The sequence below is a fragment of the Mycobacterium sp. M26 genome, assembly GCF_001494595.1.
In the GTDB taxonomy this organism is placed as follows: Bacteria; Actinomycetota; Actinomycetes; order Mycobacteriales; family Mycobacteriaceae; genus Mycobacterium.
Genome location: NZ_LN929907.1, coordinates 1,638,104 through 1,662,165, shown reverse-complemented (window position 1 = coordinate 1,662,165; position 24,062 = coordinate 1,638,104). Strand labels below are relative to the sequence as shown.

Sequence of the window (24,062 nt, the reverse complement as noted above, 5' to 3'; positions counted from 1 at the left end):
GTCGTGACCGACCCCGCTCTGCTCAAGCCCAACCTCGGCCGATTCGGGGTGTGGACCGGTGGCGCACCGAAGCCCGAGCAGGCCGCCGAGATCGAGAAGCTGGGGTACGGCGCGGTCTGGGTCGGTGGCTCACCGGCCGCCGGACTGGACTTCGTCGAACCGATTCTGGCGGCCACCGAGAACCTGTCGGTGGCAACCGGGATCGTCAACATCTGGAGCGCACCGGCCGACGAGGTCGCCGCCTCGTACCACCGGATCGAGGAGGCCTACCCGGGCCGGTTCCTGCTCGGGGTCGGCGTCGGCCACCCGGAGCACACCCAGGAGTACCGCAAGCCCTTCACGGCGCTGGTGGACTATCTCGATGAGCTGGACGCCCGGCAGGTGCCGACGAGCCGGCGCGTGATCGCCGCGTTGGGACCCAAGGTGTTGCAGCTGGCGGCCGAGCGCAGCGCCGGTGCCCATCCCTACCTGACCACCCCCGAACACACCGCCCAGGCGCGCGATCTGGTGGGCGGGTCGGTATTCCTGGCTCCCGAGCACAAGGTGGTGTTGTCGACCGACGCGGAGGCTGCGCGCGCCCTCGGCCGGGACAGCGTCGGCTTCTATCTGGACCTGAGCAACTACGTCAACAACTGGAAGCGGCTGGGCTTCACCGACGCCGACGTAGCCAAGCCGGGCAGCGACAAGCTGATCGACGCGGTGGTGGCCCACGGCACCGCCGACGCGGTGGCCGCGCGCCTGACCGAACACCTCGATTCCGGGGCCGACCACGTGACAATCCAGGTGTTGGGCGGCTGGGACAAGCTCATCCCGACGCTGACCGAACTGGCCGGTCCGCTGGGTTTGACCGCAGCTCACTGATCGCCGGTGCGCGCCCGTTAGGGTGACACCATGCGGTTGTTGGTCACGGGCGGTGCCGGGTTCATCGGCGCCAATTTCGTGCACAGCACCGTGCGGGAGCGCCCCGGCGCGACGGTGACCGTGATCGACGCGCTGACCTATGCCGGTAGCCGGGAGTCCCTGGCCGGCGTACAGGACCAGATCCGGCTCGTCGAAGGCGATCTGACCGACGAGGCCCTGGTCGACCGGCTGGTCGCCGAATCCGACGCGGTGGTCCATTTCGCCGCCGAGACCCACGTCGACAACTCACTGGCCGATCCGTCGACCTTCCTGCGCAGCAATGTGATCGGCACCTTCTCGGTTCTGGAGGCGGTTCGCAGGCACGGGGTGCGGCTGCATCACGTGTCCACCGACGAGGTCTACGGCGACCTGCCCCTGGATGGCGACAGCCGGTTCACCGCGTCGACGCCCTACAACCCGTCGAGCCCGTACTCGGCGACCAAGGCCTCGGCCGACCTGCTGGTGCGGGCCTGGGTGCGCTCCTACGGCGTACGCGCGACGATCTCGAACTGCTCCAATAACTACGGGCCCTATCAGCACATCGAGAAGTTCATCCCGCGCCAGATCACCAATATCCTTACCGGGCGCCGGCCCAAGCTCTACGGCGCGGGCGCCAACATCCGGGACTGGATCCATGTCGAGGACCACAACACCGGGGTGTGGCGGATCCTGGAGGACGGCGAGATCGGTCGGACCTACCTGATCGGCGCCGATGGTGAGCGCGACAACCTGTCGGTGCTGCGGTTGATCCTGCAGCTGATGGACCGCGATCCCGACGATTTCGACCATGTCGCCGACCGGGCCGGCCACGATCTGCGCTATGCGATCGACTCCAGTGCGCTGCGCGCCGAACTCGGGTGGGCTCCCAAACACACCGACTTCGCCGACGGGCTGTCGACCACCATCGCGTGGTACCGCGACAACCCATGGTGGTGGGGTCCGCTGAAGGAACAGGTCGAGGCGACCTACGCCGAACGCGGCCACTGAGACCCGGCCGGTCATCCTGCTGCTTTTCCACTCTTGCGGTTCGCCGAGCCCCGTTACTAGGATGTCCTAGTATTCACCCGGACAGCCGAGGGACAGCCATGAGCACAGCGATCCAGCACTTCATCGACGGCAAGCGCAGCAGCCTCACCAGCACGCGCACCGCGGACGTTTTCAATCCCAGCACCGGCGAGGTGCAGGCCCAGGTTCTGCTCGCATCGGCCGCTGACGTGGACACCGCGGTGGCCTCGGCGGTTGAAGCGCAGAAGGAATGGGCGGCCTGGAACCCGCAGCGCCGGGCCCGTGTCCTGATGAAGTTCATCGAGTTGGTCAACGCCAACGTCGAGGAGCTGGCCGAGCTGCTGTCGATCGAGCACGGCAAGACCGTCGCCGACTCCAAGGGCGACATCCAGCGCGGCATCGAGGTCATCGAGTTCGCCATCGGTATCCCGCATCTGCTCAAGGGCGAGTTCACCGAGGGCGCCGGCGGCGGCATCGACGTGTACTCGATCCGCCAGCCGCTGGGCGTGGTCGCCGGCATCACCCCGTTCAACTTCCCGGCGATGATCCCGCTGTGGAAGGCCGGCCCCGCCCTGGCATGCGGTAACGCCTTCATCCTCAAGCCGTCCGAGCGCGACCCCTCGGTGCCGGTGCGGCTGGCCGAGCTGTTCCTCGAAGCCGGCCTGCCCGCCGGGGTGTTCCAGGTGGTGCAGGGCGACAAGGAGGCCGTCGACGCGATCCTGACCCATCCCGACATCAAGGCCGTCGGCTTCGTCGGCAGCTCCGATATCGCGCAGTACATCTACTCCACCGCCGCGGCGCACGGTAAGCGTTCGCAGTGCTTCGGGGGCGCCAAGAACCACATGATCGTGATGCCCGACGCTGACCTGGACCAGGCCGTCGACGCTCTCATCGGCGCCGGCTACGGCAGCGCCGGTGAGCGGTGCATGGCCATCAGTGTCGCGGTGCCGGTCGGCGAAGAGACCGCAAACCGGTTGCGCGGCAGGCTTGTCGAGCGGATCAACGAGTTGCGCGTCGGCCACAGCCTGGACCCCAAGGCCGATTACGGCCCGCTGGTCACCGCCGCCGCCCTCAAGCGGGTGCGGGACTACATCGACGCCGGTGTCGCCGCCGGTGCCGAGATCGTGGTCGACGGCCGCGAGAAGGGCAGCGACGAGCTGACCTTTGACGACGCAAGCCTGGAGGGCGGCTTCTTCATCGGCCCCACCCTGTTCGACCATGTCACCACCGACATGTCGATCTACACCGACGAGATCTTCGGACCGGTGCTGTGCATCGTGCGGGCCCACGACTACGAGGAGGCTTTGCGCCTTCCCTCCGAGCATGAGTACGGCAACGGGGTCGCGGTGTTCACCCGTGACGGCGACACCGCGCGTGACTTCGTCTCCCGGGTGCAGGTCGGCATGGTCGGCGTGAACGTGCCGATCCCGGTGCCGGTGTCCTACCACACCTTCGGCGGCTGGAAGCGTTCCGGCTTCGGCGACCTCAATCAGCATGGGCCGCACTCGATCCTGTTCTACACCAAGACCAAGACCGTCACGGAGCGGTGGCCCTCGGGTATCAAGGACGGCGCCGAGTTCGTCATCCCCACAATGAAATAGAGGGGCAATGAGTCCATTTGCCCTCGACGAGGACGAACGCGTCATCGCCGAAACGGCGGCCGCATTCGCCGCCAAACGTCTTGCCCCGCAAGCACTGCAATGGGATCACGACAAGCACTTTCCCGTTGACGTGCTGCGGGAGGCGGCCGAACTCGGGATGGCGGCGATCTATTGCGGTGAGGACGTGGGCGGCAGCGGACTGCGGCGGATTGATGCCGTGCGCATCTTCGAACAGCTCGCCACCGCCGATCCGGCCATTGCCGCGTTCATCTCGATCCACAACATGTGCGCCTGGATGGTCGACACCTACGGCACCGCCGATCAGCGCAAGTCCTGGATTCCGAAGCTGGCGTCGATGGAGGCCATCGCCAGCTACTGCCTCACCGAACCGGGCGCCGGCTCGGATGCGGCGGCGTTGCGCACCAAGGCTGTTCGGGACGGCGAGCATTACGTGCTCGATGGCGTCAAGCAGTTCATCTCCGGGGCGGGCCGCTCCGACCTCTATGTGGTGATGGCCCGCACCGGTGGTGACGGTCCGCGCGGAATCTCCGCCTTCCTCGTCGAAAACGGCACTCCGGGACTGAGTTTCGGGGCCAACGAGGAGAAGATGGGCTGGAGTGCCCAACCCACCGCCCAGGTCATCATGGAGGGTGTCCGGGTTCCCGCCGATGCCATGCTCGGTGGGCCCGAGGGTGAGGGCAGCGGCTTCGGCATCGCCATGAACGGACTCAACGGCGGGCGGCTGAACATCGCGGCCTGCTCGCTGGGCGGTGCGCAAGCCGCATTCGACAAGGCCGCAAGCTATCTGGCCGACCGGCAGGCCTTCGGCGGGGCATTGTTGGACGAACCGACTATCCGGTTCGCCCTGGCCGACATGGCCACCGCGCTGGAAACCTCGCGGCTGCTGCTGTGGCGCGCGGCCAGTGCCCTCGATGACGATGATCCGGACAAGGTGTCGTTGTGCGCGATGGCCAAGCTGCACGTCACCGACGCCTGTTTCACCGTCGCCGATCAGGCGTTGCAGCTGCACGGCGGCTACGGCTATCTCCGGGAGTACGGGATCGAGAAGATCGTCCGCGATCTGCGCGTGCACCGAATCCTGGAGGGCACCAACGAGATCATGCGCGTGGTCATCGGGCGGGCGGTCGCGAGCGGTGCTCGCAATCCGGCCGAAGCAGCCCGGGCACGCGCGACCGCATAGGCAAAGGAGCCTGCATATGACGACCGTCGCGTTCCTGGGACTGGGCAACATGGGTGGCCCGATGGCGGCGAACCTGATCAACGCCGGATACACCGTCCACGGGTTCGACCCGGTCCCTGCGGCCCGGCAGGCCGCGCAGGACAAGGGTGTGCAGCTGTTCGACACCGGCGCGGCCGCGGTGGCCGACGCCGATGTGGTGATCACCATGCTGCCCAACGGCACGCTGGTGAAGAGCTGCTATGAGGAGGTGCTGCCCGCCGCGGCTGCGGGTGCACTGTTCATCGACAGCTCCACCATCTCGGTGGACGACGCACGCGCGGTGCACCAGCAGGCCCTCGACAGCGGTTTCGCCCAGCTCGACGCCCCGGTCTCCGGTGGCGTCAAGGGTGCGGTGGCCGGCACGCTGGCGTTCATGGTCGGCGGTGAGCCCGACGCCCTGGAGCGTGCCCGGGCTGTGCTGGAACCGATGGCCGCCAAGGTGATTCACTGCGGCTCCTCCGGCGCCGGCCAGGCGGCCAAGTTGTGCAACAACATGGTGCTGGCGGTGCAGCAGATCGCCGTGGGCGAGGCCTTCGTGCTGGCCGAGAAGCTGGGACTCTCGGCGCAGTCGCTGTTCGACGTCATCACCGGCGCGACCGGCAACTGCTGGGCGGTGCACACCAATTGCCCTGTGCCCGGCCCGGTTCCGACGTCACCGGCCAACAACGATTTCAAGCCCGGTTTCGCGACCGCGCTGATGAACAAGGACCTCGGCCTGGCGATGGCCGCGGTGTCGTCGACCGGGTCGTCGGCTCCGCTGGGCACCCACGCCGCCGAGATCTATGCGGCGTTCGCCGTGGAACACTCCGACCTGGACTTCAGCGCGGTCATCCAAAGCCTGCGCTAACCCCCGCCGAACCCGACAAACGGGCGCGAAAGTTCACGTGGATCGCGCCATTTCGTCGATCTGGGCGCGGGCTCAGAAGTCGCCGGCGTGATGGCGCAGCGTCTCGATCGAGGACACCAGCGCCTGGGCCTCTTTCGGTGACATCCCGATTTCGGCGAACACCTGCTCGTTGAGCGTCGCGGTGGCGTCCTCGACCGTCGAGCGGCCCAGGTCGGTGATCTGCACCAGGGTGGTGCGGCCGTCGGTCGGATGCGGCACCCGCATGACCAGACCGTCGGCCTCCAGCCGCCGGATGGCATGGGTGACGCTGGTGACGTGGACCTGCAGCCGGTCGGAGGCCTTGGTGATGGGCAGCGCCCCGGTCCGGCTGAACGCGAGCAGCCGCAACAGCTCGAACCGGGAGAAGCTCAGGTCGTAGGGACGCAACGCGTTCTCGACGCGGGCCAGCAGGATCTGGTGGGCGCGCATCACCGACGTGACCGCGACCATCCCCTCAGCGACATCACCCCAGCCCGCACGCTCCCAGTTGGCGCGCGCCGCAGCAATGGGGTCTCGCTTCTCCGGTGCCGGCATGGGCCCATAGTGCCCTACGCCAGCGGCTCACAGGCTGCGCTGCAGCAGGACGTCTCCGGTGTCCGCCGAGACCACCTGCACGGCGGCGATGTCGCCGATGGGCATCGAGGTGCTCCCGGACGGCGAGGCGGTGGCGCCTTCCAGCGCCATCCAGGTGGCCAGCTGGACCCGCGAACCGTCCCGCCCGATTGCATACATGGCCAGCTTGTCGCCCCCGGAGTCGTCGTGGGCAGCCGCCGATTCCTCCCGGTAGGTGCACGTCATCTCCACATGGGTGCCCCATCCCTCGCTGCGCAGCACCACGGTCGCGTCGAACTCCGAGGGCACCGCGGTCGGCGTCATGTTCAGCGCCACGGTGTTCGTGTCAGTGGGTGCCACCCCGATCTGGGCGGGTTTGATCGCCAGCACCACTCCGACCGCCAGCACCGCCGCGGCGGCCGCACTCACCGTCCAGGTGATCCAGCGGGTCCGGCGACGGCGCCGGTGAACCTTGGCCAGCACGTCGTCGAGCAACTCGGCCCGGATCGGGGGCGGTTCCAGGCCGCCCTCGTCGATCGCGGCGACGTCGTCCGGCCCGATCATCGCCAGCAGTGCGGGCATCCCGCTGAGCTCGGCCACCGCGGCACGGCACGGCCGGCACCCACTCAGATGGGCCTCGTACTCGCGGCGTTCACTGCTCGACAGCGAGCCCAGCACGTAGGCGGCGTCCCAGAGTTCGTAGGGGTCGACGTCGGTCACCTCGTCACCCCCATCTCCTGCAGTGTGAGCCGCAGCGCGCGCACCGCATAGTGCAGCCGCGACTTCACGGTCCCCTCGGCGATCTGCAGATCCGCGGCGATCTGCGCGGTGCTCCAGCCCAGATAGTAGGACCGCCGGATCACGGCGCGGTGATCGGCGGACAGCTGAGCCAGGGCGTCGCCGAGCAGCAACCGGTCCAGTGCGGAGTTGACCTCGTCGGGGCCGGCCCGGTCCGGGGCGCCGGGGGTGTCCAGCGAGTCGGTCTCCTTGCGGAAGCGCGCACTGCGCCGCTCGTCGATGATCATGTTGCGGGCGACGGTGAACAGCCAGGCCCGCGCGGAGCGGTCGGCGTCCTCGGCCACCTCGGGATGCTGCCAGGCGCGCAACAGGGTCTCCTGGACCACGTCCTCGGCCCGAGCAGGGTCACCCGTGAGCCGCACCGCGTAGCGCCACAGCGCCGCGGCATGGTCGCGGTAGAGCACCCGCATCAGCGCAGCCTCCGGATCGTCCATCACCAACCTCCGGAAGAGACACGAAACCGGCGTGCGCCCGGTTCAAGTGTGCGCCCGGAATGTGCGTCAGGCGGTGAGGATGCGCGGACCGTCTTCAGTGACGGCCACGGTGTGCTCCCAATGCGCGGCCCGGGTACCGTCTGCGGTGACGACGGTCCACTCGTCGGCCAGCTTCCTGACCTTGACCGTGCCCAGGGTCAGCATGGGTTCGATCGCCAGCACGGATCCGACCACCAGGTGCGGGCCGCGGCCGGGCTTGCCTTCATTGGGCAGGAACGGGTCCATGTGCATCTGTCTGCCGATGCCGTGTCCGCCGTAGCCTTCGACGATGCCGAAGCGGCGGCCGTAGGTCCGTTCGGCGGCGCGGGTGCCCTGTTCGATGGCGTGCGAGACGTCGGTCAGGCGGTTGCCGGGGATCATCGCGGCGATACCGGCTTCCATCGACGCCTTGGTGGCCGCCGACAGTGCCTCGTCCATCGGGATCAGCGGGCCGATGCCGAAGGTGATCGCGGCGTCGCCGTGCCAGCCGTCGAGGATCGCACCGCAGTCGATGGACACCAGGTCACCGGAGGCCAGCTTCTCGTCGGCCCTCGGGATGCCGTGGACCACGCGGTCGTTGACCGACGAACAGATGCTCGCTGGATAGCCGTGGTAGCCCAGGAAGGACGGGATGGCACCGGCCTCCCGGATCACCGTCTCGGCGGCGTCGTCGAGATCCTTGGTGGACATGCCCGCGGCGGCGACTTCCCGGACCGTCCGCAGTGCCGCGGCCACCACCGCGCCAGCGGCCGCCATCGCGTCCAGTTCACCGGCCGTGCGGGCCGGCACGGTCTTGCGGTGAGGCAGTCCAGGCAGGGAGACCATCGTGGTTCAGCGGCCCAGGACTCAGCGGCCCAGTGCGTGCAGCGCCCGGGCGAAGACCTCGTCGAGGGAGCCGACGGCATCCACGGTCTTGAGCTCGCCGGAGTAGTAGTCCAGCAGCGGGGCGGTCTCGTCGCGGTAGACCTTCATCCGGTTGAGGATGACCTCTTCGGTGTCGTCGGCGCGGCCGCGGCCCTTGAGCCGTTCGACCAGCTCGGCCTCGGGCACCCGGAACTCGACCACCGCATCGAGCTTGAGGTCGCGGCGGGCCAGCATCTGCTTGAGGGCCTCGGCCTGCTCGACCGAGCGCGGGAAGCCGTCGAGGATGAATCCGCCGGCGACGTCGGCGTCGTTGAGCCGGTCGTCGACCAGGGCGTTGGTGAGCGTGGCGGGCACCAGGTCACCGGCGTCGAGGTACTTCTTGGCCTCCAGCCCCAGCTCGGTGCCGGTGCTGATGTTGTGCCGGAACAGGTCGCCGGTCGAGATCTGCGGGATTCCCAACTTGTCCGCCAGCTTGACCGCCTGCGTTCCTTTGCCCGCGCCGGGCGGTCCAAGCAAAACGATTCTCACTTCAGGAACCCTTCGTAGTTGCGCTGCATGAGCTGGCTCTCGATCTGTTTGACGGTATCCAAACCGACGCCGATCATGATCAGAACCGCTGTGCCGCCGAACGGCAAGTTCTGGACGCCGCCACTGTTCCCCATCTGCAGGAACACGTTAGGCAGAACGGCGATCACACCCAGGTAGATCGAGCCCGGAAGGGTGATCCGGTTGAGCACGTAGCGCAGGTAGTCGGCGGTGGGCTTACCCGGGCGGATGCCGGGGATGAAGCCGCCGAACTTCTTCATCTCGTCAGCCCGCTCATCGGGGTTGAACGTGATCGAGACGTAGAAGTAGGTGAAGAAGATGATCAGGCCGAAGTAGATGCCGATGTAGACCGGGTCGGCCGGGTTGGTCAGGTAGTTCGCGACGAAGCGGTCCCACCAGTTGTTGCTCGGGGTGGTCCGGCCACTCTGGATCAGCTGAGTGATCAGGTGCGGGATATAGATCAGCGACGAGGCGAAGATGACCGGGATGACGCCGGCCTGGTTCACCTTCAGCGGCAGGTAGGTCGAGGTGCCGCCGTACATTTTGCGGCCGACCATGCGCTTGGCGTACTGGACGGGGATACGGCGCTGACCCTGCTCGACGAACACCACGCCGATGATGATCAGCAGTGCGGCCGCGCAGACCGCGGTGAACACCAGGCCGCCGCGGCTGTCCAGGATGCTCTTGCCTTCAGCCGGGATACGGGCGGCGATACCGGCGAAGATCAGCAGCGACATACCGTTGCCGACACCGCGCTCGGTGACAAGCTCGCCCATCCACATGACCAGGGCGGCGCCGGCGGTCATGACCAGGACGATGATCACCAGGGCGAAGATGCTCTGGTCGGAGATGATGTCCAGGGTGCAGCCCTGCAGCAGGCCACCATTGGCGGCCAGCGCCACGATGCTGGTGGCCTGCAGGATGGCCAGCGCGATCGCCAGATAACGCGTGTACTGCGTCATCTTGGCCTGACCGGCCTGGCCTTCTTTCCGCAACTGTTCGAAGCGCGGAATGACCACCGTCAGCAGCTGCACGATGATGCTGGCGGTGATGTAGGGCATGACGCCCACCGCGAACACCGTCAGCTGCAGCAGCGCGCCGCCGGAGAACAGGTTGATCAGCGAGTAGATCTGCGCGCCGCTGCCGCCACTGACCTGCTCGATGCACTGGTGGACGTTCTTGTAGTTGACGCCCGGGGACGGCAGTGAGGCACCGACCCGGTACAGGATCACGATGCCCAGGGTGAACAGGATCTTTCGCCTCAGGTCGACTGTCCGCAGCGATGAGATGAAAGCCGAGAGCACTCTTCCTCCTGGGCAGCCGGACGGCATGTCACGGCGTGCCATTGGGGCTGGCCTGGCCAGCGGTTGGGTAGTCCTGCCTTGCGGCGATCGCCGCCAGCTTAAAAGCCTGCAACACCGCGCGCTCAAACAGTCTACGAGAGTAACAGTTGGCCCAGGCAGGACGGCAATCCACACAGCCGCGCCGCGGGTCTGCAGCGGGACGGACCGCGCGCACAGCCAACGCGCAGCCACCGCGGCGTACAGTCGCTAGTGGTTACCTTGGCTAAGTATAAGTCGTACCAGTGAGGTTGAGACGATGACGCGCACCGACAACGACACGTGGGACCTGGCATCCAGCGTGGGTGCGACCGCCACCCTGGTGGCCGCCGCCCGCGCCGCTGCATCCAAAGAGGACCGGCCACTGATCAACGATCCCTACGCCGAACCGCTGGTTCGCGCGGTAGGCATCGACTTCTTCACCAAGATGGCCGGCGGTGACCTCCCCAACGCGGAAAGCCAGATGGCCGTGGGCATCGCCCGGATGACCGACAACATGGCCGTCCGGACCCGCTTCTTCGACGGGTTCTTCACCGAAGCGGCCGGCCCTGCCCGGATCCGGCAGGCCGTGATCCTGGCCTCCGGACTCGACTCGCGCGCTTACCGCCTGGACTGGCCGGCGGGGATGCTGGTCTTCGAGATCGACCAGCCCGACGTGATCGCGTTCAAGACTGAGACGCTGGCCGAGCAGGGGGCGGTACCCCGCTGCGAGCGGCGCCCGGTCGCGATGGATCTGCGCGACGACTGGGCGGGTGCCTTGCGGGAAGCGGGTTTCGACCCGCAGGCACCCACCGTCTGGAGCGCCGAGGGACTGCTGGCATACCTGCCGCCGGAGGCGCAGGATCGCTTGCTGGACACTGTCACGGCCCTGTCGGCTCCGGGCAGCCGGATAGCCATCGATTGCGCGCCGCCCACTCCTGCCGAGGACCAACAGAAGACCCGCGAGGAGATGCAGACCCACGCCGCCGCCTGGCGCGAGCAGGGGATGGATCTCGACTTCGGCACCCTCGTCTACCTGGGTGAGCGCAACGAGCCGAGTGACTACCTCCGCGAACATGGCTGGCAGACCGCCATTGCCACGGTGAACGAGCTGCTGACGGCCGCCGGCCGGACCACCCTCGGCGGCGACGATCCGATGAGCCGGCTGTACTACATCAGCGCCACCCTGGGCGGTCGCCGATGAGCCGCAGCGACGGCGACTCCTGGGACCTGGCCACCAGCGTCGGGACCACGGCCACCATGGTCGCCGCGGCCCGCGCCGTGGCCAGCCGCGAAGAGAATGCCCTCATCGACGACCCGTTCGCCGCGCCCCTGGTGCGCGCGGTCGGCATCGACCTGTTCACCAAGATGGTCGACGGGGACATCGATATGGCGGCCGTGGACACCGAGGGCACCGCCCGGGTGATGACCGACGTGATGGCGGTGCGGACCCGCTTCTTCGACGACTTCTTCCTGGAGGCGACCGGCGACGCCGGGATCCGGCAGGTGGTCATCCTGGCGTCCGGTCTGGACTCGCGGTCGTTCCGGCTGGAGTGGCCTGCGGGCACGGTGGTCTACGAGATCGACCAGGCCAAGGTCATCGACTTCAAGATCGAGACGCTGGCCGCTCTCGGCGCCTCCCCCACCGCCGACCTCCGTGCGGTGAGCGTCGATCTGCGGGAGGACTGGCCGGCAGCCCTGCGGGCCAAGGGTTTTGACGACACGAAGCCGACGGCGTGGAGTGCCGAGGGGCTGCTCGCCTACCTGCCGCCGGACGCCCAGGACAGGCTGTTCGACAACATCACCGCCTTATCTGCGCCGGGCAGTCGGCTGGCCACCGAATACCACCCGGACGGTGGGCGCGGGCTGGCCGACCGGTCCCAGGCGATCAGCAGCCGGTGGCGAGACCTCGGGCTCGATCTCAACATGGCCGACCTGTTCTACACCGGTGAGCGCAATGCGGTGGTGGACTACCTGGAGGCGCGCGGCTGGCAGGTCAGCACCCGCAGCCGCCCGGATCTGTTCGCGAGCCACGGCCGCGACTTCCCGACCGGCGATCTCAGCGTCTCGTTGAGTAACTCCTTGTCCGTCACGGCAATTCGAAAGTAGGTCAGGATGACTCGCACCGATGACGACACCTGGGACCTGACCTCCAGCGTCGGCGCCACCGCGACCATGGTGGCCGCCGGCCGGGCCATGGCCACCAGGGACGAACGGCACCTCATCGACGACCCGTTCGCCGAGCCCCTGGTCCGCGCGGTGGGGATCGACTTCTTCACCAGGATGATCGACGGCGACCTGGACATCTCACCGTTCGGCGATGACGGCCCCGACCGCGTACAGGCCATGATCGCCGGAATGGCCATGCGCACCAAGTTCTTCGACGAATACTTCGTCGCCTCGGCCGGCACCGGGATCCGGCAGGCGGTCATCCTGGCTGCTGGCCTGGATTCGCGCGCCTACCGGCTGCCCTGGCCTACCGGTTCGGTGGTGTACGAGATCGACCAGCCCCAGGTCATCGAGTTCAAGGCCGGCGTCTTCGAGGATCTCGGCGCACAGCCGATCGCCGAGCTGCGCACCGTCGGCATCGACCTGCGCGAGGACTGGCCCACCGCACTGCGTGCGGCCGGCTTCGATCCGTCGGCCCCTACCGCCTGGCTGGCCGAGGGCCTGTTGATCTACCTGCCACCACAAGCCCAGGACGCACTGTTCGACACCATCACCGAACTGAGCGCACCCGGCAGCACAGTGGCGACCGAATATGTGCCCGGCATCATGGATTTCGATGTCGACAAAGCCCGGGAGATGGCGGCGAACATGCGCCAGCAGGGTTTCTCCCTCGATATGCCGTCGCTGATCTACCCCGGACCCCGCAGCCATGTCATGGAGTATCTCGGCGCCAAGGGGTGGCAGGTCACCGGCGTCCCGGGCGATGAGTTGTTCCGGCGCAACGGATTACAACCTCCCGACCGGGAGGGATACGATCCCTTGGGCGAGATCGTCTACGTCAGCGCCAGTTTGGCCTGATCGGCCACCCGGCCCGTCAGCCTGTCCCCCGGTTGGCGGACACGCACACCATCAATACTCCCGTCTGTCTTGACGAGTTCTCGGCGGCCCCAGCGCAGCACAGTTGTCAACGTGAGGCACGAGAGCCGATCCGCAGGGGCAACCAGGCTCCTGCGCCGTTCCGACAGATGGAGACAGCACGATGAAGCTCATCACGGCAATCATCGAACAGGTATCGGTCGAGGGTCTCGCCAACGCGCTTCCCACGGCCGGTGTGGAGTCGCTGACGATCAGCGAGGTCCAGCAGTACCAAGGCGAGGAAATCGCCGTCGAGGTGTACCGCGGCGTGAAGCTGCCCAAGTACTTCTCGCGACAGTTCCGAGTCGAACTGCTGGTCGCCGACACCGAGGTCGACCGGATCATCGACAGCGTCACGCTCGCCAGTGACACCGGCCTTCTCGGTACCAGCAAGCTGTGGGTCGTCGACGCCGATCAGGTGATCACCATCCCGCAGGTCGCACCAGCGCTGGTCTAGCGTGAAGCGTGCGGCGCGGCGCGGCCGGCATTCCACTTCGGCCTCGCCGCGCCGGACGTTTCAGAAGCGACTGTCCCCGATCCACAACGCACTGGTCCCGGTCAGCGCCCGTTCGCCGCGCTCCACGACACCGCGGACCGTCTGGCCGAGCAGCGCCGCAATGGCATCGGGTAGCGATGCCGCCGCGGGCTGAGAAGATGCTTTGGGCCGCAGGAGATCCCGCAACGAGGATCCCGGGAGCGCCACCAGCTCGACATCGGCGTCAGCATCCAGGCCGACGTGCTCCTTGGCTCGGCGCACCGCGGTGCGCAGCCCACCGAGTTCGTCGACCAGGCCGCGGTCGATCGCATCGGCGCCGGTCCAGACCCGGCCACGCGCCACCGTATCGACCGCCTCGACCGACAGACCCCGCGCGTGTGCCACCCGTTGGATGAAGTCGGTGTAGAACAGATCGGCCTCTGCCTCGACCATCGCGTGCTGCTCCTCGGTGAAGGGTGCGTTCGGCGACCACGCATCGGCATTGTCGTTGGTGCGCACCGAATCCGAGCCGACACCGAGACGCTCCTTGAGGCCGCGCGCGATCAGCTTGCCGGTCAGCACCCCGATCGACCCGGTGATAGTTCCGGGGTTGGCGACGATGGTGTCGGCATCCATGGAGATGTAGTAGCCCCCGGACGCGGCCACCGCACCCATCGAGGCCACCACCGGCTTGCCCTTGGCACGTACGCGGGCCACCTCGCGCCAGATGGTCTCCGAACCGGTCACCGATCCACCGGGGCTGTCGACGCGTAACACCACCGCTGCGATATCGGCGTCGCTACCGGCCTGGCGCAGCGCAGCGGCGATGGTGTCCGCACCGGCGCTGGGCCGGCCCAGCGGGGAGAGGTTCGGGCCGCCCCGACCGTTCACGATCGCCCCGGCCACCGTGACGACGGCGATCTTGGGCTTCTTGCGGCCCGGCAACGACGGCATGCCCGGCCCACCCCGGCCGGCCTGGGCATAGCGAGACAGGAACAGCCGGGGCGGCCCGTCGTCGGAGTCGGCGTCACCGGTCTCCGGCGAGATGCCCTCTACGTTTGCCAGTTCGGCGATCCGGCTGTAGGCCTCGTCGCGGAATCCGATGCGGTCCACCAGGTGCCCGTCGACCGCGTCATCCCGCAGCAGCGGTGCCCGGTTGGCCAGGGCGTCGACTGCTGCGACGTCGATTCCCCGGGACTCCGCGATGGCCTGCCAGACCTGGCTGTGCAGGCTTTCGATCAGGCGGGAGTCGGCTTCCCGGTGGGCGTCGGTGTAGTGATCCTCGGTGAAGACGTTCACCGCCGACTTGTACTCACCGCGGGTGATGAACTGGGCCTCGATTCCGGCCTTGTCGAGGGCGTCGCGCAGGAACAGCGCGTTGGTGGCGAACCCGACCAGGCCGACCGTGCCCGACGGCTGCAACCACACCTCGGTGAACGCCGAGGCTAGGTAGTACGCCAGGGTGCCCGGATAGGTCTCGGCCCATGCCACCGACGGCTTCCGCGCGGTGAAGGCGGCAATCGCGTCCCGAAGCTCCTGGACGGGACCGGCAGGGGCGGCCGAAAGCTGCACGCGGGCAATCAGACCCGCGACCCGGTCGTCCTCAGCGGCGCGATGGATTGCGGCGACGGCGTCGGCGAGCAGCAGTGGGCGCCCACCGCCGGTGATGAAGGTCAGTGGGTCGAAGCCGGCGGTCTCGGCAGGTACGGTCTGCAGATCGAGTTCGAGGATGACGCCGTCGGGCACGCCGTGATGGCGTGCAGTGTCAACCTTGCGGGCCAGCGCCCGGACGTCGTCCACACCCGGCAAGCCCGTCAGAAGAGAGAACATTCTTTGAGCCTACCGACGGCCCGTGCGCCGCTTCGGTCACCGCGGCAACGTTCACAGGTTGGTTAGGGTGGGTGCAGTGGACATCCTGATCTCCGGTGCCAGCATTGCCGGACCGACAGCGGCGTACTGGTTGGCCAAGGCCGGGCACCGGGTAACCGTGATCGAGCGCGCTGATGTGCTGCGCACCGCCGGCCAGAACATCGATGTCCGTGGGCCGGGTCGAGAAGTGTTGCGCCGCATGGGTTTGGAGGCCGCGGTGGCGGCACAGACAACCGGTGAGGTTGGTCTGCGGTTCGTCGATGAGAACCGGGTACTTGCCGAATTCCCGGCCGGGCGTGACGACAGCTCCGGTGCCACCGCCGAGATGGAGGTGCTACGCGGGGCACTGGCCCGCACCCTGGTGGACTCCGGCGATGGCATGGTGTCCTATCGGTTCGGCGAGCGCATCGAGCGCCTGGAGCAGCGCCCCGACGGCGTGACCGCCATCCTTGCCGGCGGTTCTGTTCACGACTGCGACGTGGTGATCCTCGCCGAGGGTGCCCGATCACGGACCAGGGGCCTGGTGTTCGACGATGTCAGCCTGCGGGAACTGGGGCTGTACACGGCGTTCGGCACCATTGCCCGCGACAGCTCCGATGACGACTGGTGGTCCTGGTACAACGCCGTCGGCGGCCGGACGATCACCATCCGGCCGGACAACGTCGGCACCACTCGCGTCGCGCTGTCCTTTCTGTCCGACGACCCGGGTTTGGTTGAACTGAACTCTGACGGGCAGCGCAGCGCGGTGCACGAGGTGTTCGGCGACGTCGGGTGGAAAGCACCCCGCATCCTCGGCGCCCTGGCCACCTCCGATGAGTTCTACCTCGATTACCTGACCCAGGTGAAGGCACCGCGGTGGGCCCGCGGCCGGGTGTTCCTCTGTGGTGACGCCGCATGGTGCGCGACCCCGGTCAGCGGTATCGGTACCACGCTGGCGCTGACCGGTGGCTACATCCTGGCCGGTGAAATCAGTTCGGCCCCTTCCCTTGTGGCTGCAGCAACTGGATACGAAGACCGGATGCGCCCCCTCGTCGACCGGGCGCAGAAACTGCCCCCCGGCACTCCCCGCCTCGCGCATCCACGCAGCCGTGCGGCACTGGCTGTCACCCGCGGGGTGCTGCGAGTCGCCGGATCACGTCCCGCCCGGGGACTGGCCGGCAAGCTCAGCTCACCGCAGGGGCAAGCCGACGACCTGCCCGGCTATCCGGCACTGGCGTCCTGACACACAAAAATCCCGCACGCGCCAGGCGTGCGGGATTTTGTGTAGGACCGGATCTACAGCTCGGTGGCCGTGCCACCCGCGGCGGTGATGGCCTCACGGGCGCTGCCGCTGAACTTGTGTGCGGTCACGTCGATCTTGGCGGTGAGCTTGCCGTCACCGAGAACCTTGACGAGCACGTTCTTGCGAACCAGGCCCTTGGCCACCAGCTCGTCGACGCCGACGGTGCCGCCCTCGGGGAACACCCGGTTGATGTCACCGACGTTCACCACGGCGTACTCGGTGCGGAACCGGTTGCGGAAGCCCTTGAGCTTGGGCAGCCGCATGTGGATCGGCATCTGCCCGCCTTCGAAGGTCACCGGCACGTTCTTGCGCGCCTTGGTGCCCTTGGTACCGCGGCCGGCGGTCTTACCCTTGGAGCCCTCGCCGCGACCGACGCGGGTCTTCGGCGTCTTGGAGCCGGGAGCCGGCTTCAAGTCGTGCAGCTTGATGACACTCATTTGACTTCCTCAACCTCGACGAGGTGGTGGACGACCCGGATCAGTCCGCGGGTCTGCGGGTTGTCCTCCCGGACCACCGACTGGCGAATCTTCTTCAGGCCCAGCGTCCGCAGGCTCTCACGCTGCTTCCAGCGCGCACCGACGGTGCCGCGCACCTGGGTGATCTTCAGTTCTGCCATGGTTATGCGCTTCCCTCACGCGCTGCCGCAGCGGCCAGCGCTTCGCTTTCCCGACGCGCGCGCAGCATGCCGGCCGGCGCGACGTCTTCGATGGGCAGCCCGCGACGGGCGGCCACCTCTTCGGGACGCTGCAGCAGCTTGAGCGCGGCAACGGTGGCGTGCACCACGTTGATCGCGTTGTCACTGCCCAGCGACTTGGCCAGCACGTCGTGCACGCCGGCGCATTCCAGCACCGCGCGGCAGGCACCGCCGGCGATGACGCCGGTACCCGGGCTGGCCGGACGCAGCATCACGACACCGGCCGCAGCCTCGCCCTGGACGGGATGGGTGACGGTGCCACCGATCAGCGGGACGCGGAAGAAGTTCTTGCGAGCCTCTTCGACACCCTTGGCGATGGCGGCCGGAACTTCCTTGGCCTTGCCGTAGCCGACACCGACCAGGCCGTTGCCGTCGCCGACGATCACCAGGGCGGTGAAGCTGAACCGGCGACCACCCTTGACGACCTTCGACACGCGGTTGATCGTGACGACGCGCTCCAGGTAGTTGCTCTTCTCGCCGCCGTCGCGTCCGCCACGGCCGCCGCGGTCACCACGGTCGTCACGACGGCCGCGGCCACCGCGATCGTCACGTCCGCCGCGCTGCTCGTCGGTGCGGGTGCCGGCACTCGGGCCACCGGTGTTGGTCACCGGGGCGTCTGAAGTCTGGTCCGCCATTATGCGGTCCCTCCGTTGTGTGCAGTCATCATCAGAATTTCAGTCCGTTCTCGCGGGCGGCATCGGCCAGCGCCGCGATACGGCCGCCGTAGGTGTTACCACCGCGGTCGAACACGACGGCCTCGATGCCGGCGGCCTTGGCGCGCTCGGCGATCAGCTGGCCGACGCGGACGCTGTGGGCCTTCTTGTCGCCTTCGACGGCACGGACATCGGCCTCGATGGACGACGCAGCGGCCAGGGTGGTACCGGTGCCGTCGTCGACGAGCTGCACGTGGATGTGCCGCGAGGAGCGGTTGACCACGAGCCGCGGACGCGCGGCGGTCCCGACGACCTTCTTGCGCAGCCGGGCGTGCCGGCGCAGCCGGGACGCCCGGCGGGCCGCCGAAGCGGTGGTGCCGACCGGCGTGCGATCGGTAGCGGTCTGTGCTTGAGCCATGACTTACTTACCTGTCTTTCCGACCTTGCGGCGGATCTGCTCACCCTCGTAGCGCACACCCTTGCCCTTGTACGGGTCCGGGCGACGCAGCCGACGGATGTTCGCCGAGATCTGGCCGACCTTCTGCTTGTCGATACCCGAGACCGAGAACTTCGTGGGGGTCTCCACCGCGAAGGTGATGCCCTCAGGAGCCTCGATGACCACCGGGTGGCTGTATCCGAGCGCGAACTCCAGATTGCTGCCCTTGAGCTGGACGCGGTAGCCGACGCCGAAGATCTCCATCTTCGTGACGTACCCCTCGGTCACACCGGTGACCAGGTTGGCGACCAGCGTGCGGGACAGGCCGTGCAGCGAGCGGCTACGACGCTCGTCGTCCGGCCGGGCCACCACGATGGCACCGTCGTCGTTGCGCGACACCGTGATCGGCTCGGCGACCTCCAGGGCCAGCGTGCCCTTGGGGCCCTTGACCGACAGGTTCTGCCCGTCGATCGTCACATCGACACCGGCAGGAACCGGCACCGGCTGCTTTCCAATACGCGACATGGTTCTACGTCTCCTATCCCGCTACCAGACGTACGCGAGGACTTCGCCGCCCACGCCCTGTCGGGCTGCCTGGCGGTCGGTGAGCAGGCCCGAGGACGTGGAGATGATCGCCACACCCAGGCCGCCGAGCACGCGCGGCAGATTGGTGGATTTCGCGTAGACCCGCAGACCGGGCTTGGACACCCGGCGCAGACCGGCGAGACTGCGCTCGCGGTTGGGGCCGTACTTGAGCGAGACGACCAGCGACTTGCCGACCCGGGCATCCTCGGTGCGGAAGTCGCTGATGTAACCCTCGCTCTTGAGGATCTCGGCGATGTTCGCCTTGATCTTCGAGTGCGGCAGGGTCACCTCGTCGTGATACGCCGAATTGGCGTTGCGCAGACGTGTCAAGAAGTCTGCGATCGGGTCCGTCATAGTCATGACTGGGCCTGTCTACCTTCCTCGCAACGGTTCCCGAACGGGCCTGCTGCGCTGTTCATCAAAAAGGGTCTGGGGGTCTTTACCAGCTGGACTTCTGCACACCGGGCAGTTCGCCGGCGTGGGCCATCTCGCGCAAGCAGATACGGCACAGGCCGAACTTGCGGTACACGGCGTGCGGACGACCGCACTTGTTGCAGCGGGTGTAGGCCCGCACGGCGAACTTAGGCTTCTTGTTGGCCTTGTTGACCAGTGCCTTCTTTGCCATCTGCTCAGTTCTCCTTGAACGGGAAGCCGAGGGCCCGCAGCAGCGCGCGGCCTTCTTCGTCGTTCGTCGCCGACGTGACGACGGTGATGTCCATGCCCCGGGGCCGGTCGATGGAGTCCACGTCGATCTCGTGGAACACCGACTGCTCGGCGAGCCCGAAGGTGTAGTTGCCGTGGCCGTCGAACTGCTTGGGCGACAGGCCGCGGAAGTCGCGGATACGCGGCAGAGCGATCGACACGAGGCGGTCGAGGAACTCCCACATCCGGTCGCCGCGCAGGGTCACCCGCGCACCGATCGGCATGCCCTCGCGCAGCTTGAACTGGGCGATGGACTTACGCGCCTTGCGGATCTCCGGCTTCTGGCCGGTGATCAGCGCCAGGTCGTTGACCGCGCCGTTGATCAGCTTGGCGTCGCGGGCGGCGTCACCGACACCCATGTTGACGACAACCTTGACCACGCCGGGGATCTGCATGACGTTGGCGTAGTTGAACTCGTTGTTCAGCGCGTCCTTGATCTCGGCGCGGTAGCGCGCCTTCAGCCGCGGCTGAACCTTCTCTGCAGTGGTCATCGTCAGATGTCCTTACCGTTGCGCTTGGAAATTCGAACGCGCTTGCCCGACTCTTCGTCGGCGCGGTAGCCGACGCGGGTGGGCTTGCCGTCGGAGTCGATGACCATCACGTTGGAGACATGGATGGACGCCTCCTGGGTGACGATGCCGCCCGAGGACGCGCCACGCTCGTTAGCCGACTGCGCGGTGTGCTTCTTGATCCGGTTGACGCCCTCGACCAGAACCCGGTTACGGGTCGGGAATGCCTGCAGGACCTTGCCCTTGGCGCCCTTGTCCTTGCCGGCGATGACCAGCACGGTGTCGCCCTTTTTGACCTTCATTTACAACACCTCCGGGGCCAGCGAGACGATCTTCATGAACTTCTTCTCGCGCAGCTCGCGGCCGACCGGGCCGAAGATGCGAGTGCCACGCGGGTCATTGTCGTTCTTGATGATGACCGCAGCGTTCTCGTCGAACTTGATGTAGCTGCCGTCGGCCCGGCGACGCTCCTTGACGGTGCGCACCACGACGGCCTTGACCACGTCGCCACGCTTGACGTTGCCACCGGGGATGGCGTCCTTGACGGTCGCCACGATGACGTCGCCGATACCGGCGTAGCGCCGCGACGAGCCACCCAACACGCGGATGCACAAGATCTCCTTGGCGCCCGTGTTGTCGGCGACTTTGAGTCGCGATTCCTGCTGAATCACTAGATCTCCTCGGATCTGGTAACTGTGTGCACGCCAAAACCCGGTTGGACAGGCCAAAGGAACTTGACGTGCGCGGTCTTTGTTTCCGAAGGGGCACGCAGGGCCAACCTGATCCGTCGAAAAACGGTTCCGGCCAGCCGAGGTCTGCCCTAGGCAACCCCTAAATACTAGGTGACGAGCGGGAAAGCTCCAAATCAGCGCTGATCACGCCAGCGACCAGGCTCGCCCCCGTCGAAACTTTACTTACTGACAAGAACTGCGAGTGGACGTGTCGACAGCTACAGGCTGGCCGCATCGCCGAATTTCGCCGGAGGCTGCCACCAGCCGTTCCGCCGGGACGGACGCAGCCGTCCGTCCCATCCGCGCCGCACGAGGCTCAGATACGTACGGTCGAGGATCCCCTGGTCACTATCCTCTTTGATCACCCGGATCACGTCCCAGCCGAGCCGGGCAACCTCGGGCAGCAACCGCTGGTCCCGGACGTACTGCCTGCGGTCGGTGCGATGCTGATCGCCGTCGTACTCGGAAGCAACCTTGACGTCCTCCCAGCCCATGTCGAGCGTGCGCAGCACCCGCCAACGTCCGTCGAAGACGGCAATCTGCGTGGTCGGCCGCGGAAACCCGGCGTCCAGGTACAACAACCGCAACCGGGTCTCTTGCGGGGACGCCGCACCGCCGTCGACAAGTGGCAGCAGTTCGAGCAACTGCCGCACGCCGCGAGCCCCCTTGTATCGCTTCGTCAGCGCGATGACTTCCTCGTCGAGGAAGGCCGTCGCCCGCTTGAGAGCGTCGAGGCGGATCAATGCCTCCTGCCGCGGGAGGTGCCGGCCCAGGTCAAACGCGGTGCGGGCCGCCGTGGTGACCGGGATGCACTCGTGCGTGGTGATCTCGTCGGGCTGCAACCGTTCGGCCCGGGCGATCATCCCCTGAGGTGGCCTGGTGTTGTTCCAGATCAGCTCGACAGGAGTGTCGGCGTCCACCCAGGAAGCGCCATGCAGTGCCGAGGCGGCAATCCCGGCGACGACGCCCTGACGCCCGGACCGCAACCATGCTCCGTCGATGACGTCGACCAGGTCCGGTGAATAGCCCTTGGGTAGATAGACATCGCGATGCATGCGCACGTAGCCACGGCGCAACTCGTATTCAGTCACGGTATGCGCGCGCCGTGCCTGACTGCCGACGATCAGCCTTCTCATGGCGGGGATAGTCGCAATCAGGGCCGACAGTTCTCGCCGAAGCTGTCGCTGTCGTGCAGAAACGCGAGTGGAAGTGTCGATAACTCCAGGCTCGGCGTCAGGTCCGGCTGACCACGCAGCGAAACCCGATATGTGTGGTTGAACTGTCCTGGGACTGCGGCGAGCGTGCGGCCGGCCGGTAGCGGTGGCAGTACTCCGGTGCGCACAGGTGCGAACCGCCCTTGAGCGCCTGGTTCACGGACGGATCCGGGTCCACCGGTGGCGGGCAGCAGGCGCTTTTCTGTTCCGGCGCGGCCTGTCCCCCGAGTCGCTGCGCTCCTGCCCCGAGGTGATGCGCAGCGAACCGTGTCGTGGTCCACTCCCACACGTTGCCGATCATGTCGACCAGGCCGAAGCCGTTGGCCGGGAAGGTGCCCACCGGCGACGTTCCGACCCAGCCCAGGGCACCGTCATTGCGGTACGGAAAGCGGCCCTGCCAGGTGTTGGCCATCAGGGCACCGTCGAGGGTCGGCTCCTCACCCCAGGCATAGGTGGTGTCGCTGCCGGCGCGCGCGGCGTACTCCCATTCGGCCTCGCTGGGCAGCCGCCGACCGGCCCACGCCGCATAGGCTGCCGCATCCGGATACGCCACCTGCACCACCGGGTGGTCGTCCTTGCCGACGATGTCGCTGCCCGCGCCGAACGGCTGACGCCAGTGGGCGCCGGGGGCCCAGTCCCACCACTGCCGCCAGTCGCTCAGGTTCACCGGACCCGGCGTGGGCCGGAAGATCAGCGACCCGGGCAGCAGGTCGGCTTCGGCGACACCGGGGTACAGCGCGGGGTCCAGGGGGCGCTCGGCGACGGTGACGTAGCCGGTGTCGGCGACGAATTCTGCGAACGCGGCGTTGGTCACCGGATGGCGCTCGATCGCGAACGGGGCCACCGTCACGGTGTGGATCGGTGCCTCTTCGGGATAGAAGCTGACCGAACCCATGCGGAACGATCCGCCGGGCAGTTCGACTAGCTCGCCGAGCACCATGTCAGGGTATGACGACGCTGAAGTCGCCGGTCAGCACATCAGCGGCAGCATCGAAACCGGTTGTGCCCGAGGGGGCTTCGACGTGGATCGCCACCAGATAGTTCTTCGAGTTGGTCCAGATGTGGGCGATACGGTCCTGGTACTGGATCGACTCGTCGGGGTCATCGGCCCAGGTGCCCATCAGCTTCTGCCCGCTGAAGCCGCACAGGTCGGCGGGCAGCAGGCTCAGCGTGCTGATCGGGTACTTGGCCATCAGGTCGTCGGAGTACCGGGTGAACGCGGCGGCCGGGTCCAGCGGGGTGGCGGCGATGGTGATCTCGGCGAGCATGTCGTCCGGACCGGTCAGCCGGGCACCGACGTCACCGGAGCCGGGCGTGGCGGCCCAGCCGTCGGGCAGGGCGATGGTGATCCTGGGGGCCGCCGGATCGGCGACAGTGGCCACCGCGGTCGGGCCGGAGAACTCCTGCGGACACACCGTCGCGTTCGCCGGGACGGGTTGGCGGGCGGTCTCGAGCACGCCCGGTTCGGAGGACTCCGGGGTATCGGTGGCCGTGGCCAGCGCCGATGTGCTGGTCGTGGTAGTTGCACTGGCCACCGACGATTCCGCCCGCACGGCGGTGCCCCCACTGTCGCGGGCGCAGCCGGCAACAACGGATGCGGCCAGTACCACCACCGCCGAGGCGGCCCACACCAGCCGAGTCACC

At 67.4% G+C, this 24,062-nt stretch carries 30 protein-coding genes; 10 read left to right on the top strand and 20 right to left on the bottom strand.

Annotated features, from left to right (window positions below; translation table 11 throughout):
• Nucleotides 1-3 precede the first annotated feature (3 nt).
• The 5 genes from BN3385_RS07910 to mmsB all read left to right on the top strand — a co-directional run bounded on the left by BN3385_RS07910 (nt 4) and on the right by mmsB (nt 5,593).
• Nucleotides 4-861: an LLM class F420-dependent oxidoreductase gene (locus BN3385_RS07910; protein WP_059015999.1), complete on the top strand. Its 858-nt coding sequence runs from the start codon at nt 4-6 to the stop codon at nt 859-861.
• 30 nt (nt 862-891) lie between these two features.
• Entirely contained in the window at nt 892-1,887 is a 996-nt protein-coding gene (gene rfbB / locus BN3385_RS07905) for a dTDP-glucose 4,6-dehydratase (RefSeq protein WP_059015998.1), read from the top strand.
• 98 nt (nt 1,888-1,985) lie between these two features.
• Nucleotides 1,986-3,506 (top strand): CoA-acylating methylmalonate-semialdehyde dehydrogenase, encoded by a 1,521-nt coding sequence (locus tag BN3385_RS07900; RefSeq protein ID WP_059015997.1) that lies wholly within the window; start codon nt 1,986-1,988, stop codon nt 3,504-3,506.
• Nucleotides 3,507-3,513: 7 nt separating this feature from the next.
• A complete protein-coding gene (locus tag BN3385_RS07895) occupies nt 3,514-4,707 on the top strand; it encodes an acyl-CoA dehydrogenase family protein (RefSeq protein WP_059015996.1) in 1,194 nt (397 codons plus the stop codon).
• 16 nt (nt 4,708-4,723) lie between these two features.
• The gene (gene mmsB, locus BN3385_RS07890; RefSeq protein WP_059015995.1) at nt 4,724-5,593 is read left to right on the top strand and encodes a 3-hydroxyisobutyrate dehydrogenase; all 870 of its coding nucleotides are present in this window, start codon (nt 4,724-4,726) and stop codon (nt 5,591-5,593) included.
• A 72-nt stretch (nt 5,594-5,665) separates the two neighbouring features.
• Here the strand turns inward: mmsB and BN3385_RS07885 are convergent, their stop codons facing one another.
• The 6 genes from BN3385_RS07885 to secY form a co-directional block, all read right to left on the bottom strand.
• On the bottom strand, nt 5,666-6,166 hold the full coding sequence (locus BN3385_RS07885; RefSeq protein WP_059015994.1) for a MarR family transcriptional regulator: 501 nt from the start codon (nt 6,164-6,166) through the stop codon (nt 5,666-5,668).
• 27 nt (nt 6,167-6,193) lie between these two features.
• Nucleotides 6,194-6,904 carry an anti-sigma factor family protein gene (locus tag BN3385_RS07880; protein WP_059015993.1) on the bottom strand — a complete coding sequence of 237 codons (711 nt, stop codon included), beginning with the start codon at nt 6,902-6,904 and terminating at the stop codon, nt 6,194-6,196.
• Entirely contained in the window at nt 6,901-7,416 is a 516-nt protein-coding gene (locus BN3385_RS07875; RefSeq protein ID WP_059015992.1) for a sigma-70 family RNA polymerase sigma factor, read from the bottom strand. Before BN3385_RS07875 ends, BN3385_RS07880 begins: the two co-directional genes overlap by 4 nt.
• Before the next feature lie 66 nt (nt 7,417-7,482).
• Complete coding sequence (map, locus tag BN3385_RS07870) at nt 7,483-8,280, bottom strand: type I methionyl aminopeptidase (protein WP_059015991.1); 798 nt, start codon at nt 8,278-8,280, stop codon at nt 7,483-7,485.
• A gap of 21 nt (nt 8,281-8,301) precedes the next feature.
• Nucleotides 8,302-8,847: an adenylate kinase gene (locus tag BN3385_RS07865; RefSeq protein WP_059015990.1), complete on the bottom strand. Its 546-nt coding sequence runs from the start codon at nt 8,845-8,847 to the stop codon at nt 8,302-8,304.
• Complete coding sequence (gene secY / locus BN3385_RS07860) at nt 8,844-10,169, bottom strand: preprotein translocase subunit SecY (RefSeq protein WP_059015989.1); 1,326 nt, start codon at nt 10,167-10,169, stop codon at nt 8,844-8,846. The genes BN3385_RS07865 and secY overlap by 4 nt, the downstream gene beginning before the upstream one ends.
• Nucleotides 10,170-10,464: 295 nt before the next feature.
• Between secY and BN3385_RS07855 the strand changes: the two genes are divergently transcribed.
• The 4 genes from BN3385_RS07855 (at nt 10,465) to BN3385_RS07840 (ending at nt 13,725) form a co-directional block, all read left to right on the top strand.
• Nucleotides 10,465-11,388, top strand: coding sequence for a class I SAM-dependent methyltransferase (locus BN3385_RS07855; RefSeq protein ID WP_059015988.1), 924 nt, complete (start codon nt 10,465-10,467; stop codon nt 11,386-11,388).
• Nucleotides 11,385-12,293, top strand: a complete 909-nt coding sequence (locus BN3385_RS07850; RefSeq protein WP_059015987.1) for an SAM-dependent methyltransferase — start codon at nt 11,385-11,387, stop codon at nt 12,291-12,293. The genes BN3385_RS07855 and BN3385_RS07850 overlap by 4 nt, the downstream gene beginning before the upstream one ends.
• A 6-nt stretch (nt 12,294-12,299) precedes the next feature.
• Complete coding sequence (locus BN3385_RS07845) at nt 12,300-13,211, top strand: class I SAM-dependent methyltransferase (protein ID WP_059015986.1); 912 nt, start codon at nt 12,300-12,302, stop codon at nt 13,209-13,211.
• Between the two features lie 181 nt (nt 13,212-13,392).
• On the top strand, nt 13,393-13,725 hold the full coding sequence (locus tag BN3385_RS07840; protein WP_059015985.1) for a P-II family nitrogen regulator: 333 nt from the start codon (nt 13,393-13,395) through the stop codon (nt 13,723-13,725).
• 60 nt (nt 13,726-13,785) lie between these two features.
• Here the strand turns inward: BN3385_RS07840 and sppA are convergent, their stop codons facing one another.
• Nucleotides 13,786-15,573, bottom strand: coding sequence for a signal peptide peptidase SppA (gene sppA, locus BN3385_RS07835; RefSeq protein WP_059015984.1), 1,788 nt, complete (start codon nt 15,571-15,573; stop codon nt 13,786-13,788).
• 67 nt (nt 15,574-15,640) lie between these two features.
• On the opposite strand from sppA, the gene BN3385_RS07830 reads away from it, so the two are divergent.
• Nucleotides 15,641-16,834, top strand: a complete 1,194-nt coding sequence (locus BN3385_RS07830) for an FAD-dependent monooxygenase (RefSeq protein WP_059015983.1) — start codon at nt 15,641-15,643, stop codon at nt 16,832-16,834.
• Nucleotides 16,835-16,887: 53 nt separating this feature from the next.
• Here BN3385_RS07830 and rplO read toward each other — a convergent pair whose 3' ends face one another.
• The 13 genes from rplO to BN3385_RS07765 form a co-directional block, all read right to left on the bottom strand.
• Complete coding sequence (gene rplO, locus BN3385_RS07825; protein WP_059015982.1) at nt 16,888-17,331, bottom strand: 50S ribosomal protein L15; 444 nt, start codon at nt 17,329-17,331, stop codon at nt 16,888-16,890.
• Nucleotides 17,328-17,510: a 50S ribosomal protein L30 gene (gene rpmD / locus BN3385_RS07820; protein ID WP_059015981.1), complete on the bottom strand. Its 183-nt coding sequence runs from the start codon at nt 17,508-17,510 to the stop codon at nt 17,328-17,330. The genes rplO and rpmD overlap by 4 nt, the downstream gene beginning before the upstream one ends.
• A 2-nt stretch (nt 17,511-17,512) precedes the next feature.
• On the bottom strand, nt 17,513-18,223 hold the full coding sequence (gene rpsE / locus BN3385_RS07815; RefSeq protein WP_059015980.1) for a 30S ribosomal protein S5: 711 nt from the start codon (nt 18,221-18,223) through the stop codon (nt 17,513-17,515).
• A gap of 31 nt (nt 18,224-18,254) precedes the next feature.
• Nucleotides 18,255-18,659 carry a 50S ribosomal protein L18 gene (gene rplR / locus BN3385_RS07810; protein ID WP_059015979.1) on the bottom strand — a complete coding sequence of 135 codons (405 nt, stop codon included), beginning with the start codon at nt 18,657-18,659 and terminating at the stop codon, nt 18,255-18,257.
• A 3-nt stretch (nt 18,660-18,662) separates the two neighbouring features.
• Nucleotides 18,663-19,202 (bottom strand): 50S ribosomal protein L6, encoded by a 540-nt coding sequence (gene rplF / locus BN3385_RS07805; RefSeq protein ID WP_059015978.1) that lies wholly within the window; start codon nt 19,200-19,202, stop codon nt 18,663-18,665.
• 21 nt (nt 19,203-19,223) lie between these two features.
• A complete protein-coding gene (gene rpsH, locus BN3385_RS07800) occupies nt 19,224-19,622 on the bottom strand; it encodes a 30S ribosomal protein S8 (RefSeq protein ID WP_059015977.1) in 399 nt (132 codons plus the stop codon).
• A 79-nt stretch (nt 19,623-19,701) separates the two neighbouring features.
• A complete protein-coding gene (locus BN3385_RS07795; protein WP_005143893.1) occupies nt 19,702-19,887 on the bottom strand; it encodes a type Z 30S ribosomal protein S14 in 186 nt (61 codons plus the stop codon).
• Between the two features lie 4 nt (nt 19,888-19,891).
• Entirely contained in the window at nt 19,892-20,455 is a 564-nt protein-coding gene (rplE, locus tag BN3385_RS07790) for a 50S ribosomal protein L5 (RefSeq protein WP_059015976.1), read from the bottom strand.
• A 2-nt stretch (nt 20,456-20,457) separates the two neighbouring features.
• Complete coding sequence (gene rplX / locus BN3385_RS07785) at nt 20,458-20,775, bottom strand: 50S ribosomal protein L24 (protein WP_059015975.1); 318 nt, start codon at nt 20,773-20,775, stop codon at nt 20,458-20,460.
• Nucleotides 20,776-21,144: a 50S ribosomal protein L14 gene (rplN, locus tag BN3385_RS07780; protein WP_003892852.1), complete on the bottom strand. Its 369-nt coding sequence runs from the start codon at nt 21,142-21,144 to the stop codon at nt 20,776-20,778.
• 278 nt (nt 21,145-21,422) lie between these two features.
• Nucleotides 21,423-22,340 (bottom strand): hypothetical protein, encoded by a 918-nt coding sequence (locus BN3385_RS07775; protein WP_059015974.1) that lies wholly within the window; start codon nt 22,338-22,340, stop codon nt 21,423-21,425.
• Between the two features lie 97 nt (nt 22,341-22,437).
• Entirely contained in the window at nt 22,438-23,355 is a 918-nt protein-coding gene (locus BN3385_RS07770) for a formylglycine-generating enzyme family protein (protein WP_059016488.1), read from the bottom strand.
• Between the two features lie 4 nt (nt 23,356-23,359).
• Nucleotides 23,360-24,061: a hypothetical protein gene (locus BN3385_RS07765; protein WP_059015973.1), complete on the bottom strand. Its 702-nt coding sequence runs from the start codon at nt 24,059-24,061 to the stop codon at nt 23,360-23,362.
• Nucleotide 24,062: the final 1 nt, after the last annotated feature.

Bases quoted from the DNA above. Each gene is read 5' to 3' on its own strand.
- rfbB (WP_059015998.1), top strand. From the start codon at position 892: ATGCGGTTGTTGGTCACGGGCGGTGCCGGGTTCATCGGCGCCAATTTC.
- rplF (WP_059015978.1), bottom strand. From the start codon at position 19,202: ATGTCGCGTATTGGAAAGCAGCCGGTGCCGGTTCCTGCCGGTGTCGAT.
- rpmD (WP_059015981.1), bottom strand. From the start codon at position 17,510: ATGGCAGAACTGAAGATCACCCAGGTGCGCGGCACCGTCGGTGCGCGC.
- rplR (WP_059015979.1), bottom strand. From the start codon at position 18,659: ATGGCTCAAGCACAGACCGCTACCGATCGCACGCCGGTCGGCACCACC.
- BN3385_RS07895 (WP_059015996.1), top strand. From the start codon at position 3,514: ATGAGTCCATTTGCCCTCGACGAGGACGAACGCGTCATCGCCGAAACG.
- BN3385_RS07900 (WP_059015997.1), top strand. From the start codon at position 1,986: ATGAGCACAGCGATCCAGCACTTCATCGACGGCAAGCGCAGCAGCCTC.
- BN3385_RS07775 (WP_059015974.1), bottom strand. From the start codon at position 22,340: ATGAGAAGGCTGATCGTCGGCAGTCAGGCACGGCGCGCGCATACCGTG.
- BN3385_RS07855 (WP_059015988.1), top strand. From the start codon at position 10,465: ATGACGCGCACCGACAACGACACGTGGGACCTGGCATCCAGCGTGGGT.
- map (WP_059015991.1), bottom strand. From the start codon at position 8,280: ATGGTCTCCCTGCCTGGACTGCCTCACCGCAAGACCGTGCCGGCCCGC.
- mmsB (WP_059015995.1), top strand. From the start codon at position 4,724: ATGACGACCGTCGCGTTCCTGGGACTGGGCAACATGGGTGGCCCGATG.
- BN3385_RS07795 (WP_005143893.1), bottom strand. From the start codon at position 19,887: ATGGCAAAGAAGGCACTGGTCAACAAGGCCAACAAGAAGCCTAAGTTC.
- BN3385_RS07885 (WP_059015994.1), bottom strand. From the start codon at position 6,166: ATGCCGGCACCGGAGAAGCGAGACCCCATTGCTGCGGCGCGCGCCAAC.
- rpsE (WP_059015980.1), bottom strand. From the start codon at position 18,223: ATGGCGGACCAGACTTCAGACGCCCCGGTGACCAACACCGGTGGCCCG.
- BN3385_RS07840 (WP_059015985.1), top strand. From the start codon at position 13,393: ATGAAGCTCATCACGGCAATCATCGAACAGGTATCGGTCGAGGGTCTC.
- sppA (WP_059015984.1), bottom strand. From the start codon at position 15,573: ATGTTCTCTCTTCTGACGGGCTTGCCGGGTGTGGACGACGTCCGGGCG.
- rplE (WP_059015976.1), bottom strand. From the start codon at position 20,455: ATGACCACTGCAGAGAAGGTTCAGCCGCGGCTGAAGGCGCGCTACCGC.
- rpsH (WP_059015977.1), bottom strand. From the start codon at position 19,622: ATGACTATGACGGACCCGATCGCAGACTTCTTGACACGTCTGCGCAAC.
- rplO (WP_059015982.1), bottom strand. From the start codon at position 17,331: ATGAGTGTCATCAAGCTGCACGACTTGAAGCCGGCTCCCGGCTCCAAG.
- BN3385_RS07875 (WP_059015992.1), bottom strand. From the start codon at position 7,416: ATGGACGATCCGGAGGCTGCGCTGATGCGGGTGCTCTACCGCGACCAT.
- rplX (WP_059015975.1), bottom strand. From the start codon at position 20,775: ATGAAGGTCAAAAAGGGCGACACCGTGCTGGTCATCGCCGGCAAGGAC.
- BN3385_RS07850 (WP_059015987.1), top strand. From the start codon at position 11,385: ATGAGCCGCAGCGACGGCGACTCCTGGGACCTGGCCACCAGCGTCGGG.
- BN3385_RS07845 (WP_059015986.1), top strand. From the start codon at position 12,300: ATGACTCGCACCGATGACGACACCTGGGACCTGACCTCCAGCGTCGGC.